General features: G+C 68.7%; 23 protein-coding genes. 16 read left to right on the forward strand and 7 right to left on the reverse strand.

Annotated features, from left to right (window positions below; all coding sequences use genetic code 11):
* The first annotated feature begins 108 nt into the window (after positions 1–108).
* Positions 109–912 (forward strand): exodeoxyribonuclease III, encoded by an 804-nt coding sequence (locus METY_RS19070; RefSeq protein ID WP_103122972.1) that lies wholly within the window; start codon positions 109–111, stop codon positions 910–912.
* Between the two features lie 451 nt (positions 913–1,363).
* Here the strand turns inward: METY_RS19070 and ispG are convergent, their stop codons facing one another.
* Entirely contained in the window at positions 1,364–2,695 is a 1,332-nt protein-coding gene (gene ispG, locus METY_RS19075; protein ID WP_103122973.1) for a flavodoxin-dependent (E)-4-hydroxy-3-methylbut-2-enyl-diphosphate synthase, read from the reverse strand.
* Between the two features lie 3 nt (positions 2,696–2,698).
* On the reverse strand, positions 2,699–3,232 hold the full coding sequence (locus METY_RS19080) for a Fur family transcriptional regulator (protein ID WP_244593741.1): 534 nt from the start codon (positions 3,230–3,232) through the stop codon (positions 2,699–2,701).
* A 116-nt stretch (positions 3,233–3,348) separates the two neighbouring features.
* Here METY_RS19080 and METY_RS19085 point away from each other — a divergent pair, with 116 nt between their 5' ends.
* Positions 3,349–4,131: a 3-hydroxybutyrate dehydrogenase gene (locus tag METY_RS19085; RefSeq protein ID WP_103122996.1), complete on the forward strand. Its 783-nt coding sequence runs from the start codon at positions 3,349–3,351 to the stop codon at positions 4,129–4,131.
* A 328-nt stretch (positions 4,132–4,459) separates the two neighbouring features.
* Here the strand turns inward: METY_RS19085 and glk are convergent, their stop codons facing one another.
* Both glk and METY_RS19095 read right to left on the reverse strand, forming a co-directional pair.
* Entirely contained in the window at positions 4,460–5,410 is a 951-nt protein-coding gene (gene glk, locus METY_RS19090; RefSeq protein ID WP_103122975.1) for a glucokinase, read from the reverse strand.
* A gap of 33 nt (positions 5,411–5,443) precedes the next feature.
* Positions 5,444–5,740, reverse strand: a complete 297-nt coding sequence (locus METY_RS19095; RefSeq protein WP_103122976.1) for an antibiotic biosynthesis monooxygenase — start codon at positions 5,738–5,740, stop codon at positions 5,444–5,446.
* 51 nt (positions 5,741–5,791) lie between these two features.
* Here METY_RS19095 and METY_RS19100 point away from each other — a divergent pair, with 51 nt between their 5' ends.
* Positions 5,792–6,523: an RluA family pseudouridine synthase gene (locus METY_RS19100; RefSeq protein ID WP_103122977.1), complete on the forward strand. Its 732-nt coding sequence runs from the start codon at positions 5,792–5,794 to the stop codon at positions 6,521–6,523.
* A 47-nt stretch (positions 6,524–6,570) separates the two neighbouring features.
* The gene (locus tag METY_RS19105) at positions 6,571–7,563 is read left to right on the forward strand and encodes a diacylglycerol/lipid kinase family protein (RefSeq protein WP_103122978.1); all 993 of its coding nucleotides are present in this window, start codon (positions 6,571–6,573) and stop codon (positions 7,561–7,563) included.
* A 4-nt stretch (positions 7,564–7,567) separates the two neighbouring features.
* Here METY_RS19105 and METY_RS19110 read toward each other — a convergent pair whose 3' ends face one another.
* Positions 7,568–8,284 (reverse strand): TetR/AcrR family transcriptional regulator, encoded by a 717-nt coding sequence (locus METY_RS19110; RefSeq protein WP_244593742.1) that lies wholly within the window; start codon positions 8,282–8,284, stop codon positions 7,568–7,570.
* 377 nt (positions 8,285–8,661) lie between these two features.
* On the opposite strand from METY_RS19110, the gene sdhC reads away from it, so the two are divergent.
* The 7 genes from sdhC to METY_RS21280 all read left to right on the forward strand — a co-directional run bounded on the left by sdhC (position 8,662) and on the right by METY_RS21280 (position 13,239).
* Complete coding sequence (gene sdhC, locus METY_RS19115) at positions 8,662–9,072, forward strand: succinate dehydrogenase, cytochrome b556 subunit (RefSeq protein WP_103122980.1); 411 nt, start codon at positions 8,662–8,664, stop codon at positions 9,070–9,072.
* A gap of 11 nt (positions 9,073–9,083) precedes the next feature.
* A complete protein-coding gene (gene sdhD / locus METY_RS19120; protein WP_103122981.1) occupies positions 9,084–9,458 on the forward strand; it encodes a succinate dehydrogenase, hydrophobic membrane anchor protein in 375 nt (124 codons plus the stop codon).
* 4 nt (positions 9,459–9,462) lie between these two features.
* Positions 9,463–11,295, forward strand: coding sequence for a succinate dehydrogenase flavoprotein subunit (sdhA, locus tag METY_RS19125; protein WP_103122982.1), 1,833 nt, complete (start codon positions 9,463–9,465; stop codon positions 11,293–11,295).
* A 17-nt stretch (positions 11,296–11,312) separates the two neighbouring features.
* Positions 11,313–11,792 carry a hypothetical protein gene (locus METY_RS20935; protein ID WP_146035764.1) on the forward strand — a complete coding sequence of 160 codons (480 nt, stop codon included), beginning with the start codon at positions 11,313–11,315 and terminating at the stop codon, positions 11,790–11,792.
* Between the two features lie 21 nt (positions 11,793–11,813).
* Entirely contained in the window at positions 11,814–12,599 is a 786-nt protein-coding gene (locus METY_RS19130; protein WP_103122983.1) for a succinate dehydrogenase iron-sulfur subunit, read from the forward strand.
* A 20-nt stretch (positions 12,600–12,619) separates the two neighbouring features.
* Entirely contained in the window at positions 12,620–12,982 is a 363-nt protein-coding gene (locus tag METY_RS19135) for a hypothetical protein (RefSeq protein WP_103122984.1), read from the forward strand.
* Positions 12,983–13,065: 83 nt separating this feature from the next.
* Positions 13,066–13,239: a hypothetical protein gene (locus METY_RS21280; RefSeq protein ID WP_200819740.1), complete on the forward strand. Its 174-nt coding sequence runs from the start codon at positions 13,066–13,068 to the stop codon at positions 13,237–13,239.
* A gap of 1 nt (position 13,240) precedes the next feature.
* On the opposite strand, the gene METY_RS19140 is transcribed toward METY_RS21280, so the two are convergent.
* Positions 13,241–13,621 (reverse strand): MAPEG family protein, encoded by a 381-nt coding sequence (locus tag METY_RS19140; protein ID WP_103122985.1) that lies wholly within the window; start codon positions 13,619–13,621, stop codon positions 13,241–13,243.
* 145 nt (positions 13,622–13,766) lie between these two features.
* On the opposite strand from METY_RS19140, the gene METY_RS19145 reads away from it, so the two are divergent.
* Positions 13,767–14,171 (forward strand): carboxymuconolactone decarboxylase family protein, encoded by a 405-nt coding sequence (locus tag METY_RS19145; protein WP_103122986.1) that lies wholly within the window; start codon positions 13,767–13,769, stop codon positions 14,169–14,171.
* Between the two features lie 8 nt (positions 14,172–14,179).
* Here the strand turns inward: METY_RS19145 and METY_RS19150 are convergent, their stop codons facing one another.
* Positions 14,180–14,461, reverse strand: coding sequence for a hypothetical protein (locus tag METY_RS19150; protein WP_103122987.1), 282 nt, complete (start codon positions 14,459–14,461; stop codon positions 14,180–14,182).
* A 242-nt stretch (positions 14,462–14,703) separates the two neighbouring features.
* Between METY_RS19150 and zapE the strand changes: the two genes are divergently transcribed.
* From zapE to METY_RS19170, 4 genes are all read left to right on the forward strand, one after another.
* Positions 14,704–15,870 carry a cell division protein ZapE gene (gene zapE, locus METY_RS19155; protein ID WP_103122988.1) on the forward strand — a complete coding sequence of 389 codons (1,167 nt, stop codon included), beginning with the start codon at positions 14,704–14,706 and terminating at the stop codon, positions 15,868–15,870.
* Positions 15,871–16,041: 171 nt separating this feature from the next.
* On the forward strand, positions 16,042–17,007 hold the full coding sequence (gene mdh / locus METY_RS19160) for a malate dehydrogenase (RefSeq protein ID WP_103122989.1): 966 nt from the start codon (positions 16,042–16,044) through the stop codon (positions 17,005–17,007).
* Positions 17,008–17,075: 68 nt separating this feature from the next.
* Entirely contained in the window at positions 17,076–17,480 is a 405-nt protein-coding gene (locus METY_RS19165) for a hypothetical protein (protein ID WP_103122990.1), read from the forward strand.
* Positions 17,467–17,719: ATP-grasp domain-containing protein (locus METY_RS19170; protein WP_346433163.1), on the forward strand; the 253-nt coding region annotated here is incomplete at its 3' end. The genes METY_RS19165 and METY_RS19170, both read left to right, overlap by 14 nt.

Below are 17,719 nucleotides of genomic sequence, written 5' to 3' on the forward strand. Positions count from 1 at the left end.
CCTTCCCCCCGAGGCTGGGCGTCTTTCTTTTTGGCGAGGTCGCTGGCGCCGCGGAGCGCGATGGCCTAAAGCCGGCCGAATCCTCCGATCGGTCGCCTGTCTCCGCCCATGCCGCTTCGCCTCGCCACTTGGAACATCAACTCGGTGCGCCTGCGCATCGGGCTCGTCGAGAAGCTCGTTCGCGAGCACGGCATCGACGTGCTGTGCCTGCAGGAGACCAAGTGCCCAGACGACAAGTTTCCGATGTCGGACGTGCGCAAGCTCGGTTTCGAGCACGTCGCGCTGCACGGCCAGAAGGGCTACCACGGGGTCGCGACATTCTCGCGCTTCCCCTTCGTCACGACCGCGCGTGAGCGGTTCGCCGACAAGGACGATGCGCGGCACCTGGCCACGACCTTCGCGGCCGGTCCGCTCGAAGGCGTCACGGTGCACAACTTCTATGTGCCGGCCGGCGGCGACGAGCCCGACCCGCTCGTCAACCCGAAGTTCGCCCACAAGCTGCAGTTCCTGTCCGAGCTGACCGACTGGTCGACGCGGATCGCCGACACGGGCGGTCGCATCATGGTCGGCGACCTCAACATCGCGCCGGACCCGAGCGACGTCTGGAACCACAAGCAGCTGCTCAAGATCGTGAGCCACACGCCGATCGAAACCGAGGGCCTCGACGCCATGCGCGAGGCCGGCCGGTGGGTGGACGCGGTGCGGACCCATGTGCCGCATCCCGAAAAGCTCTATTCGTGGTGGAGCTACCGCGCCGCCGACTGGGAGGCGGTCGACCGCGGCCGCAGGCTCGACCACATCTGGGCGAGCGCCGACGTCGCCGGGCGCACCACCGGCGTCGAGACCCTGCGCTTCGCCCGCAGCTGGGAACGCCCGTCCGACCACGTGCCGGTGATCGTCGACATCGGGTGAGGGAATTCGTACCGGCTCCGCGCCTTCAAAATTGAAGCGCGGGCGATCCCTCCCCCGGGAGGGAGGGTGGACGGGCGAAGCCCGGCCGGGTGGGGTGGGGCGCCGCACTGAGTTCGCCGACGCCGCCGCGCCTTACGCTCCAAAGCCCCACCCGACCTCGGCTGGCGCCGAGGCCACCCTCCCCACGCCTCCGGCGCGAGGAGGGATCCCCGCGTCCGGCTTCTCAGCTCTCGCAGAACAAGCGCGGGCGATCCCTCCCCCGGGAGGGGAGGGTGGACGGGCGAAGCCCGGCCGGGTGGGGTGGATTTAGGACGTGACGCTCGCGTTTCGGTCGCCGCGCCCTACGCCCAAGGCCCCACCCGACCTCGGCTGGCGCCGAGGCCACCCTCCCCACGCCTTCGGCGCGAGGAGGGATCTCCCGCGTTTCGTTTTGGACCGTGCAGTCGGAAACCTACTCCGCGGCGTCCTGGCCAGCCGCGCCCTGTCCCGCGCCGCCGAAGCGGCGGTCGACGTAGGCCTCGACCATCTCCTTGAAGTCCTGCACCAGGTTCGGGCCGCGCAGCGTCGCGACCTTCTTGCCGTCGACGAATACCGGGGCGGTCGGGGCCTCGCCGGTGCCGGGCAGCGAGATGCCGATGTCGGCGTGCTTGGACTCGCCGGGGCCGTTCACGATGCAGCCCATGACCGCGACGTTCAGCGCCTCCGCGCCGGGGTAGCGCGCCTTCCACTCCGGCATGCGATCGACGATGTAGGTCTGGACGTCGCGGGCGAGCTCCTGGAACACCGTCGAGGTGGTCCGCCCGCAGCCGGGGCAGGCCGCGACCAGCGGCACGAAGGTCCGGAAGCCCATGGTCTGCAGGATCTCCTGCGCGACCTTGACCTCGGTCGTCCGGTCGCCGCCGGGTTCGGGCGTCAGCGAAACGCGGATCGTGTCGCCGACGCCCTGCTGCAGCAGCACGCCCAGCGCCGCGGACGAGGCCACGATCCCCTTCGAGCCCATGCCCGCCTCGGTCAGCCCGAGGTGCAGCGCGTAGTCCGCACGGCGCGCCAGCTCGAGATATACCGCGATCAGGTCCTGCACGGCCGAAACCTTAGCCGACAGAATGATCTTCTCGCGGGGCAGACCGAGCTCCTCGGCGCGCGCGGCGGAGAGCAGCACGGAGCGGATCAGCGCCTCGCGCGTCACCTCACGGGCGTCCTTCGGAGCGGGCGCGACGGCGTTCTCGTCCATCAGCCGCGTCAGGAGCTCGCCATCGAGCGAGCCCCAGTTGCCGCCGATCCGCACCGGCTTGTCGTTCCGCGCGGCGATTTCGATGATCTGGGCGAAGTGCCGGTCCTTCTTGGCGCCGAAGCCGACATTGCCGGGGTTGATGCGGTATTTGGCGAGCGCCTCCGCGCAGGCGGGGTGCTCCGCCAGCAGGGTGTGGCCGATGTAATGGAAGTCGCCCACCATTGGCACGTTCACCCCGCGGGCCGCCAGCCGGTCGCGGATGTGGGGGACGGCGGCGGCGGCCTCGGCGCGGTCGACGGTGATGCGGACCAGTTCGGAGCCCGCGCGCGCGAGCGCCGCCACCTGGCGCACGGTGCCCTCGATGTCCGCCGTGTCGGTGTTCGTCATCGACTGCACAACGATGGGAGCGCCGCCGCCGACGGTCACGCCGCCCACGTCGACCGCCCGTGCGGTCCGCCGCGGAGACAGCGCGGAGGGACAGGAGGCGGGCTCGGGCAGGCAAGGCTCGGACAGGCGGCCCTCGGACGGGGCGGGTTCGGACAGGCGGGTCATCGCTTAATCCTCGTGCGCCCCTTCGGCGGCGCGGCAGTGGGCGCAGTCGCCGGCGATCTCGATCACCGGCGCGCGGGGACGGAAGCCCGCGGCCCTGGTCAGTTCGTCGAGCGCGGCTCCGAGCTTCGGCGTCGCCGCCTCGCCGACCGCGCCGCAGCGCTCGCAGATGAGAAACACCACCGGCTGCCGTGCGTCCGGCCCGTGGTCGTGGCTGCAGGCGACGAAGGCGTTGCGGCTTTCGATGCGGTGGGCGAAGCCGTGCGCGAGCAGGAAGTCGAGCGCGCGGTAGACGGTGATGGGCGCCGGCCGCCGCTCGCCGTCTTTCGCGAGCCGCTCGATCACCTCATAGGCGCCGGCGGGCGCATGGTCGGCGGCCAGCGCCTCCAGCACGCGCCGGCGGATCTCGGTGAGCCGGGCCCCCCGGGCTGCGCACAGCCTCTCGGCGCGGGCGATCACGTCGCGCGCGCAGGCGTGGTGGTCATGGTCGGGGCCCGCAAAGGCGTGGGCGTGGTCGTGTGTCGCGTGAGCCTGCGTCATCGGTCGGTTCATAGCATGGTTCGTGTGACGGCGCGTTGCGAAGGCCGGGGCTGCGCTCCAGATTGTCGCCGTCCAAGGACGGCTCGTCCGAGCCGCGAACGCATCAGGAGCGCGCCATGCTGAAGGGCAAGACGGCCGTCGTCACGGGTTCCACCAGCGGCATCGGGCTCGCGGTCGCCCGGGGGCTTGCGCAGGCCGGAGCGAACGTCGTGATCAACGGCTTCGGCGACAAGGGGGAGATCAAGGCGATCCGCTCCGCCATCGAGGCCGAGTTCGGCGTCACCGCGGTCTACGACGGCGCCGACATGAGCGACCCGAAGGCGATCGCCGCCATGGTCAAGGCGGCGGACGACCGTTTTGGCGGGGTCGACATCCTGGTCAACAACGCCGGCGTGCAGTTCGTGGCGGCGGTGGACGAGTTCCCCGAGGACAAATGGGACCAGATCATCGCGATCAATCTGTCCTCGGCGTTCCACGCCACCAAGGCTGCGCTTCCGGGCATGAAGCGCAAGGGCTGGGGCCGGATCGTCAACACCGGCTCGGCGCACGCTCTGGTCGCCTCGCCCTACAAGTCGGCTTACGTCGCCGCGAAGCACGGGATCGCCGGGTTCACCAAGTCGGTCGCCCTCGAGGTGGCTCAGCAGGGAATCACGGCCAACACCATCTGCCCCGGCTACGTCTGGACGCCGCTGGTCGAGCGCCAGATCCCCGACACGATGAAGGCCCGCGGGCTGACGGAGGAGCAGGTCAAGACCGACGTGCTGCTCGCCGCCCAGCCGACGAAGCAGTTCGTCACCGTCGAGCAGGTCGCGGCCTTCGTGGTGTTTCTGTGCTCGGACGCGGCCTCGCAGATCACCGGCGCGACGCTGCCCATCGATGGCGGCTGGACGGCGGCCTGAGGCGCCGCGCCGCGGGGGCGGCAGGGGGAGCCGAAAGCGCAGCGAGGCGGCGTCGCAGGACGACGCCGCCTCGTACGCTTGCCTCGACCGGGAATGGCGTGGCCGAAGCAATTTCGGTGATGATCGTCTGAAAAGGGCGGTCTCTGTCCGCCGTCTCTTCACCGCTTCATCTTGAAATCACAATTACGACAACCATGATCAAGCTTCAATCAAATTCATCTCGAATTTTAGATGAACTTGTGCGGTTCATTGCTTGTGGTTAACGAAGGTTAAGGCGGTCTTTACCGGGCGCATTAACGGCCATTGACCATCAGCCGACGGCGCCGCTTCAGGCGCCGATGGTCGCCCTTGCAGCGGCGGCGCAGCCGATCAGGCCGGCGATCTCGCTCGTGACGACGACGGTGGCCGTCCTGCGCATCAGCGCCTCGTGGGGGCGTTTCGCCTCGAACGCGGCGCGAAAGTCCGCGACGTCGAGCAGGCCGAGCAGCTTGGGCGCCACCCCGCCGCAGAGATAGACGCCGCCCTGCGCGCCGAAGGTCAGCGCCACGTCGCCGGCGAAGCGGGCGAGCAGCCGCAGGAACAGCGCGGTCGCCTCCGCCGCCCGGGCGTCTCCCGCCTCCGCCCGAGCGACGATCTCCGCCGGCTCCAGGCCCGGCGCCGGGGCGCCTTCGACGGCGGCCAGCGCCTCGTGCAACCGGCGCAGGCCGGGGCCGGAAAGAACATGCTCGGCCGAAATGCGGCCGAAGCCCTGGCGGACACGGTCGAAGATCGCGAACTCGCGGGCGTCGACCGTCGCGAGTTCGATGTGCCCGCCCTCGCTCGGAACGGGGAGCCACGCGCCGCCGGCGCGCAGCAGCCCCGCGACGCCGAGCCCCGTGCCAGGCCCGAGCGCGGCCTTCGACGCCGCGTCGGAGGGCGCCACGTCCCCGATCGCCGTGGTTTCGCCGATCTGGAAATGAGGGAGCGCGGAGGCCTGGGCCACGAAATCGTTGAGCAGGGCGACGTGGTCCAGGCCAAGACGCGCCTCGAGCGCGTCGGCGTCGATCGGCCAATCCCGGTTGGTGAGCCTCGACACCCGCCCGACCACCGGTCCCGCGAGCGCGAAGGCCGCCCGCGTCGGGCGCTCCGCCGCGGCGTCGAGATAGGAGACGACGGCCTCCTCGAACGAGGCATGATCGTCGTTCCGGATGGTCAGAACGCCGTGGGGACGAAGGTCGCCTCCCGCCACGAGCCCGAAGCGCGAGTTGGTGCCGCCGATGTCGCCGACGAGAAGGGTCACAACGCCTCCGGAGCCAGGAACGGAGCGGCCGTCTTAGCCAAGATCGAACAGCCGCACGCGCTTCAACTTGACGAAGGGCCGCACGGCCTCCTCGAAAGCGCGGCCGGCGGCGGTCCGGTCATGGGCGGCGGCCGCCTGGTCGTCGGCGTAGAGCGCGGAAGTCAGAAAAAAGCCCGGCGCCTCCGGGTCCTCGGCGATCGCCACCCCGCGGCACGCTGGATCGGCGCGCTCGACCTCGTTCGCGCTCGCGAAAACCGCGGCGCGGAAGGCGGATATGTGTTCGGGGTCGACTTCGAAGACGGTGGCGACAAGCTTCATCAGCGCCGACATAGTGCGGCCTCGCCCGTCGCCTATACCGATCCGAGACCCAGCGCTTCGCAAATGCGTCACATCAACGACTTCACGCCGGACGATCTCGCCGCCCGCGTCCTGCACAGGGACGGGCTGATGCTCGTCGTCGATAAGCCGGCTGGCCTGCCGGTGCACGCCGGGCCGAAGGGCGGCGCGAATCTGGAGCAGATGTTCGACGCCCTGCGCTTCGGCCTGCCGCGCAACCCCGCGCTCGCCCACCGCCTCGACAAGGACACCAGCGGCTGCCTCGTTCTTGGCCGCCATCGCAAGGCGCTCGCCCGGCTTGGCAAACTGTTCTCCAACGGCCGGGTGGCGAAGACCTACTGGGCTGTGGTGCGCGGCGCGCCCGAGGCGGACGAGGGCCGGATCGACGCGCCGCTCGCCAAGCGCAGCCCCGAGCGGGGCTGGTGGATGGCGGTCGATCCCGCGGGACAGCCGTCCGTCACGGAATGGAAGGTGATGGCCCGCGGCGCGGGCTTGGCATGGGTCGCCTTCTCGCCGCTCACCGGCCGCACCCACCAGATCCGGGTGCACGCCGCCCACATCGGCCTGCCGCTTCTGGGCGACCCGATCTACGGGGCGGAGGCGGCCGGCGGCGCGGCGCTCCATCTCCACGCTCGCGCGCTGTCGATCCCGATGCGCGAGAAGTTGCCGCCGGTGGTGGTCGAGGCGCCGCTGCCGCCGCACATGGCGGCGACCTTCGCCGCGCTTGGCTGGGAGGCGCCGGCGCCCATATCCACGGGAGAGGTCGCGCCTATATAGCGCGGAGATTTCGCCGCCTCATCGAACCCATCGAAGGACCGACGCCGATGGCCCGCTGCCTCGTGCTGCTCAACCCGCGCGCGGGAACGCTGAAGGACCTTGCGGGCGACGGCGACGGCGCGGACGCCGCGGAGCGGGTGCGCAAGGCCTTCGCCGCCGCCGGCAAGGACGTCGACGTGCGCCTGATCCCGCCGCGCGACCTCGGCCGCGTGCTGGACGAACTCAACGCCGCCGACACTCACGACGAGATCATCGTCGGCGGGGGCGACGGCTCGCTGTCACGTTCGCTGCGGAAGCTGATCTCGTCGGGCAAGACCTTCGGCGTCCTCCCGTTCGGCACGATGAACCTGCTGGCCCGCGACCTCGGCGTGCCGCAACAGGTGGAGGAGGCGATCTCCGCGCTGGCCCGCTCCGAGCCTCAGATGATCGATCTCGCCTCCATCAACGGGCGGCCGTTCCACTCGATCTCCGGTCTCGGGTTCTTCGCGCAGATGGCCCGGGCGCGCGAGGCGGCCCGGGGGCTGAAGGGCTTCGGCCGCTACGCCGGCTTCAGCCTGGCCGCCCTGCGGGCGTTCTTCCGCTCCGGCCGCTCGCGCTACACGCTCGTCATCGACGGCGCGCCGATCAAGGTGGACGCGACCGCGGTGCTCGTCACCAACAATGCGTTCGGCGACGGCGCCTGGCGGAGGCCGCGGCTCGACGCAGGCGAGCTGGAGATCATCGTCGCCCATTCCGGAACGATGAAGGAGCGGCTGCGGCTCGGCCTCGACGTCGTGGCGGGCGGGTGGCGGACCAACCCGCTGATCGAGTCGTTCCGCGCGCGCAAGGTCGAGGTGACGAAGTCGTGGCGCCGCCGCGCCTGGGTCGCGACCGACGGCGAGCTGACCCGCGAGACCATGCCGGTGGTTTACGAGACGCTGCCGAAGGCTGCGCGGATGATGGTCCCGGTGAGCTCGGCGGCCGTTCTGGCGGCCCCCCCGCCGTCCGCCGGCGAAGCCGGCGTCGAGACGACCGCGCCGGCGCGCTCGGTCGCCGGCTGAAGCCTTACGCGGCCGCCTGTGTCTCTAAGGTCGCAGGCAGGCTGCGCGCGTCCTGCGCGTCGGCGTCGTGCAGCTTGCGAAGCACGTCGCGAATGCCGGCGTCGTGGGTCTCCGCCACCTGCCGGATCTCCTCCGCGTCCGAGAGTACGCGCTGGGCGTGGAACACGTGCTCGCGCACGCGGATCATCACCATGGCGTTGTGGAACGAGAGCATCAGCGCGCGCTCGCCCTCGAGCATGGGTCGCTTCGCCAGCGGCGGCAGACCCTCTTCGCGGCGCCATTCGTCGAGCATCGCGGTCCAGATCGGCCAGCAGCGGTTGGCGCTGGCGAAGATCGGGCCGGGATAATTGTCGAGGCCGGCGCGGAACAGCAGGCGGGTCGCCGTGCAGGTCATGCGCGACACCATGCCTTCGTAGACCGCGGACGTCCGCTCGACCATCGGCAGGTTCGCCGTCATCTTGAGCGTCTCGAGCGCGCCTTCGGCCCAGTGGTCGCGGAACACCTCGGCGAACACGGCGTCGATCAGGTCGGTCTTGCGGTCGAAGTAGCGATAGAGCAGCGCCTGCGTCACGCCGATCGACGCGGCGAGATCCCGGGTGGGGCCGCTGAAGCCGTTGTCGGCGAAGAAGGTGCACGCGGCGGCGACGATTTGCGCGCGTCGGGCGTCGCCCGCCAGACGAGGCGCGCGGCGGCGCGGCTGGGCGGGGAGGGCTGCTGCCACGGGGGAAGATGACATCTGGCGTCCCGACGTTAGCGACCGCACAAAGCGCGGCTGATCTTTCGAACACAATGCCTGCTTGACCCCCGTCGTGCCAGACAGGTAAAACACCTAGCGGCGTTATGCCGCATAGTTCTTATGTCTAAACCCCTTGCGGCCTGTAATCGCGGCTCCAAATCGCAAGCTGGCTCAGTCAGTTGGCGGCGGGAGTGGCGATCCGATGGCCGGCGGCGAGAGACGTCCGCCTAAGCAGCTTCGACGCTCAGCTCCGTGATCTGCGCGTCTCAGATATTCGTCTCAGAGGGGGGTCTGCGACATTGCGCTGCAGCGCAGCGTCCGCTAACCCCATCCGGCGCATACTTCGAAGAGGTCCAAAAGCGATGGCGTCGTCGAACGCCGGTTCAAGCCGGCCGCTGTCCCCGCACCTCCAGATCTACCGTCCGATGCTCTCGATGATGATGTCCATCGTGCATCGCATCACGGGGGCGGCGCTCTATGTCGGGTCCCTCCTGCTGGTGATCTGGCTGGTCGCAGCGGCGTCGGGACCTTCGGCTTTCGAGACTGCCCAGTCGATCTACGGGTCGATCCTCGGCCAGCTCGTGCTGTTCGGCTACACCTGGGCGCTCATTCATCACGCCCTCGGCGGCGTCCGGCACCTGATCTGGGACACCGGCCGCGGCTTCGATCACCAAAGCCGAGAGCGGCTGATCAAGGGCGGCCTGATTGGCTCGATCGCTCTCACCGTCCTGATCTGGGTCGTCGTCTACGCGACCCACGGCGCGACGGGCTGAAGGAGGCATTCATGCGCACCCCTCTCGGCCAGGTCCGCGGACTCGGCGCCGCCGGCTCCGGCACCGACCATTTTTGGCTCCAGCGGCTGACCGCCGTCTCGAACCTCGTGCTGTCGACGGTCTTCGTCGGGGTGCTGGTGTCGCTCGCCGGCGACAGCCACGCGAGCGTCGTCGCGACCCTGTCGAACCCGATCGTCGCGATCCTGATGCTGCTGTTCGTGATCTCGGTCGTGGTCCACATGCGTATCGGCATGCAGGTGATCATCGAGGATTACGTCCATGCGGAGCTGCCCAAGCTGCTTCTGCTGATGGGCAACACCTTCTTTGCGATCGTCGTCGGCCTGTCGGCGGTGTTCGCGCTTCTGAAGATCAGTTTCGGAGTCTGACGCCATGGCCGACGCCGCGAAGCCAAACGGCGCTCCTGGCCTCAACGGCCGCGCCTATCCCTTCATCGACCACGCCTTCGACGTGGTCGTCGTCGGCGCCGGCGGCGCGGGCCTGCGCGCCGTCGTCGGTTGCTCGGAAGCCGGCCTGAAAACCGCCTGCATCACGAAGGTGTTTCCGACACGCAGCCACACGGTCGCGGCGCAGGGCGGCATCTCGGCCGCGCTCGGCAACATGGGCGAGGACGACTGGCGCTTTCACATGTACGACACCGTCAAGGGCTCCGACTGGCTCGGCGACCAGGACGCGATCGAGTACCTCGTGCGCAATGCGCCGGCCGCCGTCTACGAGCTCGAGCATTGGGGCGTGCCGTTCTCCCGCACGGAGGAAGGCAAGATCTACCAGCGCCCGTTCGGCGGCATGACGACCCATTACGGCAAGGGGACCGCCCAGCGCACCTGCGCCGCGGCCGATCGCACCGGCCACGCCATCCTGCACACGCTCTACGGCGCGGCGCTGAAGGCCAAGGCCGAGTTTTTCATCGAATACTTCGCCATCGACCTGATGATGGACGACGAGGGCGCCTGCGTCGGCGTCATCGCTCTCAAGATGGACGACGGCACGCTGCACCGCTTCCGCAGCCACAAGACCATCCTCGCGACCGGCGGCTACGGCCGCGCCTACTTCTCGGCGACCTCGGCCCACACCTGCACCGGCGACGGCAACGCCATGGTGCTGCGCGCTGGCCTGCCGCTGCAGGACATGGAGTTCGTGCAGTTCCACCCGACCGGCATCTACGGCGCGGGCTGCCTGATCACCGAAGGCGCCCGCGGCGAGGGCGGCTATCTCACGAACTCCGAGGGTGAGCGCTTCATGGAGCGCTACGCGCCCTCCGCGAAGGACCTCGCCTCCCGCGACGTGGTCTCCCGTTCGATGACGGTGGAGATCCGCGAAGGCCGCGGCGTCGGCAAGAACAAGGACCACATCTACCTCCACCTCGACCACCTCGACCCGAAGATCCTGCACGAGCGGCTGCCGGGCATCTCCGAGAGCGCGAAGGTGTTCGCGGGCGTGGACCTCACCAAGGAGCCGATCCCGGTGCTGCCGACCGTGCACTACAACATGGGCGGCATCCCCACGAACTTTCACGGCGAGGTGCTGACCAAGTCGAACGGCGACCCCGACACGGTGGTCCGTGGGCTGATGGCGCTGGGCGAGGCCGCCTGCGTGTCGGTGCACGGCGCCAACCGCCTGGGCTCGAACTCGCTGATCGATCTCGTGGTGTTCGGCCGCGCCGCCGCCGACCGCTGCGCCGCGACCATGGAGCCGAACGCGACCCACCGCGAGCCGCAGGCCGCCTATTCCGAGCCCGCGATCGCCCGGCTCGACCGCCTGCGCAACGCCTCCGGCGGCACGTCCACGGCTGAGCTTCGTCTTCGGATGCAGAAGGTCATGCAGTCCAACTGCGCGGTGTTCCGCACCGGCGAGGTGCTGCAGGAAGGCCATGGCCTCATCCACGAGGTCTGGTCCGGCGCGGAGGACGTGCGGATCGCCGACCGTTCGCTGGTCTGGAACTCGGACCTGATCGAGACGCTCGAGTTTGACAACCTGATCGCCCAGGCCGTCGTCACCATGGACAGCGCGGTCAACCGCAAGGAGAGCCGCGGCGCCCACGCCCGCGAGGACTTCCCGGATCGCGACGACAAGGAGTGGATGAAGCACACGCTCGCCTGGGCGGACGTCGCGAAACGGCAGGTCTCGCTCGATTACCGGCCGGTCCACACCTACACGATGACCAACGACATCCAGTACATCGAGCCCAAGGCGCGGGTGTACTAAGAGCCTGGAGATCGGCGATGACCTGGGAACGCGCAATCGCCGTCCTCAGCGTTCTCGTCGCCTTAGCTTCCGCCGGCTTTGCGTACCGCGGCCAAATTCGCGTTCAGGAATTGGAGCGGGAAGCTCGATATAATCAAGAGCGATTATCTAAGTTGGTGGAGCTCCGTTCTGGTATTCTTAAGGCTCTCTATGAGGCAAACCCTTGCTTCCAAGCAGCTGGCTTCGATGGCGAAACAACTGAATGCAATCAAAATTCTAAGCTGACCGCAAAGCAATCGAACGAAGCCGTCGGGCAGACGATCTATCGAATGCTAGTTAATGCTCGGCCTTACCTCTCTCATCAAGCGCGGAATGAGATTTTCGTTCTTGGTGAGGACGGCACACCGACGCCGACAACAGCCGACAAGATTATTTACGACCTGGATGATTATGAACTACTCACACGCGTATCGGAAATAGTAAAGTCGCTCGATAGCGAATTAGAGCGCTGGTCTTAGCGGTAATAAATAGGAACAGTCGTGGTTCAGCTCAACCTGCCCAAGAACTCCCGCATCGTCGGCGGCAAGTCCTGGCCGAAGCCGGCCGGGGCGAAGACCACGACGGAATTCAAGGTCTACCGCTGGAACCCGGAGGACGGACAGAATCCGCGCGTCGACACCTTCTACGTCGACCGCGAGGACTGCGGCCCGATGGTCCTCGACGGCCTGATCTACATCAAGTCCAAGATCGACTCGACGCTGACCTTCCGCCGCTCGTGCCGCGAAGGCATTTGCGGCTCCTGCGCGATGAACATCGACGGGACCAACACGCTCGCCTGCACCAAGGGCATGGACGATTGCGCCTCGGGCGGGACGGTGAAGATCTACCCGCTGCCGCACATGCCGGTGGTGAAGGATCTCGTGCCGGACCTCACCCAGTTCTACGCCCAGCACGCCTCGGTCGAGCCCTGGCTGAAGACCGACACCCGCGCGCCGGGCGACGAGTGGAAGCAGTCCCGCGAAGACCGCGAGAAGCTCGACGGCCTCTACGAGTGCATTCTCTGCGCCTGCTGCTCGACCTCGTGCCCGAGCTACTGGTGGAACGGCGATCGGTACCTCGGCCCCGCCGCCTTGCTGCAGGCCTACCGCTGGCTGATCGACAGCCGCGACGAGGCGACCGGCGAACGGCTGGACGACCTCGAAGACCCGTTCAAGCTCTACCGCTGCCACACCATCATGAACTGCGCCAAAGCCTGCCCGAAGGGTCTCAACCCGGCAAAGGCGATCGCCGAGATCAAGGGCATGATGGTCGCGCGGCAGTTCTGAGGCTGGTCAGGCGGCGGCCTGTGGCTTCCGACGCCCTGGTCACCGTGGCGGTCTGTTACGGCTATCCCGCCGCCGCGGTCACGCAGTCGGCGCTTGAGGCCGAAGGCATCCCTGTCACGGTCGTCGGCGGCGCGTTCGCCTCGCTCGATTGGCGTTTGCTTTCAGCGCTGGGCGGGATCGAGATCAGGACAGCGGCGAGAGATGCGGAGCTCGCCCGCGCGCGCCTAGCCGGCGATAGCCCGCCCCTGCGGGAATCGCGTGCGTTCTGGGCTGCACCGATCCGCAACGCCGCGACGTTCTTCCTGATGTTCTATATCGCGGGCGTCGCAGTTCCGTTCTGGATCCGGCGAACGGTGCCGACGGATATCGTCGAATCCGCCTGAATTTTAGGCGTGCCTAGCGCTCGAAAGGCGTCTGCCTCCGACCCACGTCGATCGAACGATCAACGCGTGTCAGGGAGGTTGCGATGAACGACGTTGTCGACCAGGACCGTCCGTGGACGGTGGAGAACGTGCAAGATCTTCAGGCGCTCGCCCGCGAGAAGGTGCCCGCGAGCGTCATCGCCATGCGGCTGCGTCGCTCGCAAAGCGACGTCCACGCCAAGGCCTCCGAACTCGGGGTGACGCTCGTCGCCGAGTAGTTCAGCTCCACGCCGGTGACGTGAACAGCGCGACGGTCGCGAGGAAGCTGAGGCTCCACACGCCGGAGCGCAGCGTCGGCCGGTCGGCGAGATAGCAGACGACGTAGACGACGCGCAGCAGGACGAAGGCGACCGCGAGGGCGTTCGCCGTGACCGGATTCCCGTCCTGCGTGACGGCGACCAGCGCCGCTGTGGCGAACAGCGGGAAGACCTCGAAGCCGTTCTGCTGGGCGGCCACGGCGCGCTTGCGCCAGCCGGTCAGGCCGTCCGCCCAACGACGCGGGTTGGCGTTGTCGAAGCCACGGTCGCTCCATTTGGCGAGGCCGACGGTAAGGATCGGCAGCAGTCCTGCGATCAGCACGCACCAGAGCGTCAGGGGCATTGGGGTCTCCGGCCTCGTCGCAGAACGGGCGGCGTCGCGACGCCTCAGATACGAGTTTCCGCGCTGGCGGACCACCGCCAAGCGCAGGGTTGCGGTTCGCCGCGCGGGGCGGAATGGTCCACGGCCCCATGCTCAGGAGACTGCAATGTCGGATCCCCGTCCTCTCCTTCCGCTCGTCGACGACACTCTGGCCGACCCACGCGTGCGCGCGGTGTTCGACGACATCCGTGCGGTTCGCAAGACCGACCTCGTCAACAACTTTTGGCGTGCGCTCGCGAACGACCCGGCGGCGCTGGAGCGCACCTGGACCGAGGTCAAGGCGGTGATGGGCGAGGGCGCGTTGAACCCGCTGACCAAGGAACTCGTCTACATCGCCGTCTCGGTGACCAACGGCTGCGAGTACTGCATCCGCTCGCACACCGCGGGCGCCCGCGCCAAGGGGCTGGACGACGCCGGCCTCGCCGAGCTGCTGTCAGTGATCGCTCTCGCGAACAAGACCAACGCCTTGGTCAACGGCCTGCGGCCGACGGTGGACGAGGCGTTCCGCTGAGCCGATCGTCAATAACGCCACCAGTACTCCCGCATGTTGCCGCGCTTGCCCGTGGAGAAGTCATACATCGACTGCTGCTCCTGCTCCTGGGTCTGGTAGCGCGGGCCGTAGGGCGTGTCCGGCGCGTAGGTCCGCCGCTCCCGAACGCCGCCGAAAGGCTGCCAGGCGTCGTCCGGCGCGCGGTCGTAGATGCGCGCCTCGCGGCGAGCGTGGGATTTGGTCTGGCCAGCGTCCGCGGCGGCGACGCCGGCTGCGAGCAAACCGAGGGCGAGACAGAGTGCGATGCGCACGCGAGGACTCCTTCCCGTGGGGTTGCCGAAGGCGGGGGTGAAGCCGCGCCTAGCCTCTGAAAAACGCCTCCGTCGCCGGCCGCGTTCCGCGCCCCCGCAGATGTGATGCGCGCACGACGAAGGTCTGTCCCACGATCGGACCGCATGACGGGTCTCCGATCGTCTGCTAAGCGACGGTCATCCCTCCCGGACCGCGGCCCCTGTCCGCGCTCCGCCACCTCGCGAGGCGTCGCGTCCCTGCGATGACCGAAACCACCACACAGCGCTACGAAGCGCTCGTCCGATCGGGCGCGCTCGATCGCGATCCCGCTCAGGAGGCGGTGGTGCGTCGCCTGGGCGAGCTTGACCAAGCGCTGCGGGACCGCGGGCGCGGCAAGTCGGGCGCCCTCGGCTGGCTGTTCGCCAAGCGCGCCGCCGAACCGCTGCGGGGACTCTACGTCTGGGGCGACGTTGGGCGCGGCAAGACGCGGCTGATGGACCTGTTCTTCGAGTCGGTCCCGGTCGCGAAAAAGCGGCGCGCGCATTTCCATGACTTCATGATCGACGTCCACGCGCGGATCCATGCGGCCCGCGCTGAGGCGAAGGCCGGCAGAGGGGCGGCGGGAGACGTCATCCCGCAGGTGGGCGAGGCGCTGGCGGCGGAAGCGACGCTGCTCTGCTTCGACGAGTTCCACGTCACCGACATCGCCGACGCCATGATCCTGGCGCGGCTGTTCGAGCGCCTGTTCGCCGCAGGCGTCACGGTGGTCGCGACATCCAACGTGCCGCCTCAGGAGCTGTACAAGGACGGCCTCAACCGCTCCCTGTTCACGCCCTTCATCAAGATGCTCGAGCAGCGGATGGAGGTCGTGAAGCTGGCCTCGCCCACGGACTTCCGCCGCGAGAAGCTCGGCGACACGGGCGTCTGGCACACGCCGGCGGACGCCGCCGCGGAGGCGGCTCTCGACCAGGCGTTCCGCGCTCTCGCGGGCTCCGACGGCGCGCCGGCCGCGCTGGACGTGCAGGGCCGCCACGTGGCGCTGCCGCGGGCGGCGAGCGGCGTCGCGCGGGCGAGCTTCGACGATCTCTGCGCGAAGCCGCTCGGCGCCGCCGACTACATCGCGATCGCGCGCCGCTATCACACGCTTGTGCTCGATCGGGTGCCGAGATTGGACGAGGAGCGCCGCAACGAGGCGCGCCGCTTCATGACGCTGGTCGACGCGCTCTACGAGCATCACGTCAAGCTGGTCGCTTCGGCCGAGGCGGAGCCGGACGACCTCTGGCGCGGGACGCAGGGTTACGAAACCTTCGGCTTCGCCCGGACGGCCTCGCGCCTCGTCGAAATGCGCTCCGACGCGTGGCTCGATCGTCCTCACGGACGGCCCGACAGCGCGGCGAGCGGAAGCGCCGCGGGGCTGGTCGAAACCTGAGCCCGCCTTACCCTCTGCTCGACCTCGCAATGCGAGATCGCAGCGCACAATTCACAGGTCCGATCACTTGAACGGATTGCTCAATCGCGATAGTCGAAGGGCCGCCGCGCATAAGCGGCAAAATGCCTCGCCCTTTCGGCAGGTCGTACGACCAAAGAGGAACTGACAGACATGGCGCGCAGCAAGATCGCACTCGTGGGTTCCGGCCAGATCGGCGGCACGCTCGCCCATCTCGTCGGTCTCAAGGAACTCGGCGACGTGGTGCTGTTCGACATCGTCGACGGCGTTCCCCAGGGTAAGGCGCTCGACATCGCCCAGAGCTCCCCGGTCGACGGCTTCGACGCTGCCCTGTCCGGCGTCTCGGCCTACGAAGGCATCGCGGGCGCTGACGTCGTGATCGTCACCGCCGGCGTGCCGCGCAAGCCCGGCATGAGCCGCGACGACCTGATCGGCATCAACCTCAAGGTCATGGAACAGGTCGGAGCCGGCATCGCGAAGTACGCGCCGGACGCCTTCGTGATCTGCATCACCAATCCTCTCGACGCCATGGTGTGGGCGCTGCAGCAGGCGTCGGGCCTGTCGCCGGAGAAGGTCGTCGGCATGGCCGGCGTGCTCGACTCGGCGCGTTTCCGCTACTTCCTGGCCGACGAGTTCAAGGTCTCGGTCGAAGACGTCACCGCTTTCGTGCTGGGCGGCCACGGCGACACCATGGTCCCGCTCGCGCGCTACTCTACCGTCGCCGGCATCCCGCTGCCGGACCTCGTGGCGATGGGCTGGACGACCCAGGAGCGCCTCGACCAGATCATCCAGCGCACCCGGGACGGCGGCGCCGAGATCGTCGGCCTGCTGAAGACCGGCTCGGCCTTCTACGCCCCGGCCGCCTCGGCCATCGCCATGGCGGAGAGCTATCTCAAGGACAAGAAGCGCGTGCTGCCCTGCGCCGCCTACCTCACGGGCCAGTACGGCGTGGACGGCATCTACGTCGGCGTTCCCGTCGTGATCGGCGCGGGCGGCGTCGAGAGGATCGTCGAGATTGAACTGCGGGGCGATGAGAAGGCGGGCTTCGACAAGTCGGTCGGGGCCGTGAAGGGCCTGATCGAGGCCTGCAAGCAGATCGCGCCGAACCTCGGGAAGTAGGCGGGCCGGGGCTTAAGCCGACACGGGAGCGGACGTCATGCGGCCGGAAGGCGCCGACGGGAGCTGCGATGGACGAGCTGGACCTGTCCGACGTGGCCGACGGCCTGAAGGACTGGCCGGACGCACCGAACCCGGGCTCGGGACCGGTCCGTCGCGTGATCGACTGGGCCGCCGCGCTGGCGGGCGGCTTTCTTGGGCCGCTGTTCGCGCTGGCCGCGCTCGCCTCCGCCTTCGGGCCGGGCGCGGCGTCCGACCGCGTCGTGAACGGGGTCCTGCCGCCGATCGTCATGGGCGCGTCGCTGACCGCGTTTCTTCTTCTGGCGCACGCCATCCTGGCCACGGCGGCCAACGGCGTGGACCGCTTGGTCGTCCAGCGTCGCCGCAAGGCCGTGCGCGGGCGGCGTGGAGCGGCCACGCAGTTCGGCGGGGCGCCCTCACTCAGGCCTCAGGGACATTTCAATGAACATCCATGAGTACCAGGCCAAGGCCCTGCTGCGGACCTTCGGCGTTCCTGTCCCGACCGGCTTCCCGATCCTGACCGCGGCGGACGCCGACGCGGCGATCGGCGGCCTCGGCGGCCCGGTCTGGGTGGTGAAGTCGCAGATCCATGCGGGCGGCCGCGGCAAGGGCACGTTCAAGGAGCCCGAGGCGGGAGAGAAGGGCGGCGTCCGGCTCGCCAAAACTGCCGACGAGGCCAAGACCTTCGTGTCCG

Origin of the sequence: Methylopila sp. Yamaguchi (assembly GCF_002897035.1) — a bacterium.
Taxonomy (GTDB): Bacteria; Pseudomonadota; Alphaproteobacteria; order Rhizobiales; family Methylopilaceae; genus Methylopila.

Bases quoted from the DNA above. Each gene is read 5' to 3' on its own strand.
- METY_RS19140 (WP_103122985.1), bottom strand. From the start codon at position 13,621: ATGCCCCTGACGCTCTGGTGCGTGCTGATCGCAGGACTGCTGCCGATC.
- zapE (WP_103122988.1), top strand. From the start codon at position 14,704: ATGACCGAAACCACCACACAGCGCTACGAAGCGCTCGTCCGATCGGGC.
- METY_RS19095 (WP_103122976.1), bottom strand. From the start codon at position 5,740: ATGTCGGCGCTGATGAAGCTTGTCGCCACCGTCTTCGAAGTCGACCCC.
- sdhC (WP_103122980.1), top strand. From the start codon at position 8,662: ATGGCGTCGTCGAACGCCGGTTCAAGCCGGCCGCTGTCCCCGCACCTC.
- METY_RS19105 (WP_103122978.1), top strand. From the start codon at position 6,571: ATGGCCCGCTGCCTCGTGCTGCTCAACCCGCGCGCGGGAACGCTGAAG.
- METY_RS19070 (WP_103122972.1), top strand. From the start codon at position 109: ATGCCGCTTCGCCTCGCCACTTGGAACATCAACTCGGTGCGCCTGCGC.
- METY_RS19165 (WP_103122990.1), top strand. From the start codon at position 17,076: ATGGACGAGCTGGACCTGTCCGACGTGGCCGACGGCCTGAAGGACTGG.
- METY_RS20935 (WP_146035764.1), top strand. From the start codon at position 11,313: ATGACCTGGGAACGCGCAATCGCCGTCCTCAGCGTTCTCGTCGCCTTA.
- METY_RS19085 (WP_103122996.1), top strand. From the start codon at position 3,349: ATGCTGAAGGGCAAGACGGCCGTCGTCACGGGTTCCACCAGCGGCATC.
- sdhA (WP_103122982.1), top strand. From the start codon at position 9,463: ATGGCCGACGCCGCGAAGCCAAACGGCGCTCCTGGCCTCAACGGCCGC.
- METY_RS19100 (WP_103122977.1), top strand. From the start codon at position 5,792: ATGCGTCACATCAACGACTTCACGCCGGACGATCTCGCCGCCCGCGTC.
- mdh (WP_103122989.1), top strand. From the start codon at position 16,042: ATGGCGCGCAGCAAGATCGCACTCGTGGGTTCCGGCCAGATCGGCGGC.
- ispG (WP_103122973.1), bottom strand. From the start codon at position 2,695: ATGACCCGCCTGTCCGAACCCGCCCCGTCCGAGGGCCGCCTGTCCGAG.
- METY_RS19080 (WP_244593741.1), bottom strand. From the start codon at position 3,232: ATGACGCAGGCTCACGCGACACACGACCACGCCCACGCCTTTGCGGGC.
- sdhD (WP_103122981.1), top strand. From the start codon at position 9,084: ATGCGCACCCCTCTCGGCCAGGTCCGCGGACTCGGCGCCGCCGGCTCC.
- METY_RS21280 (WP_200819740.1), top strand. From the start codon at position 13,066: ATGAACGACGTTGTCGACCAGGACCGTCCGTGGACGGTGGAGAACGTG.
- METY_RS19145 (WP_103122986.1), top strand. From the start codon at position 13,767: ATGTCGGATCCCCGTCCTCTCCTTCCGCTCGTCGACGACACTCTGGCC.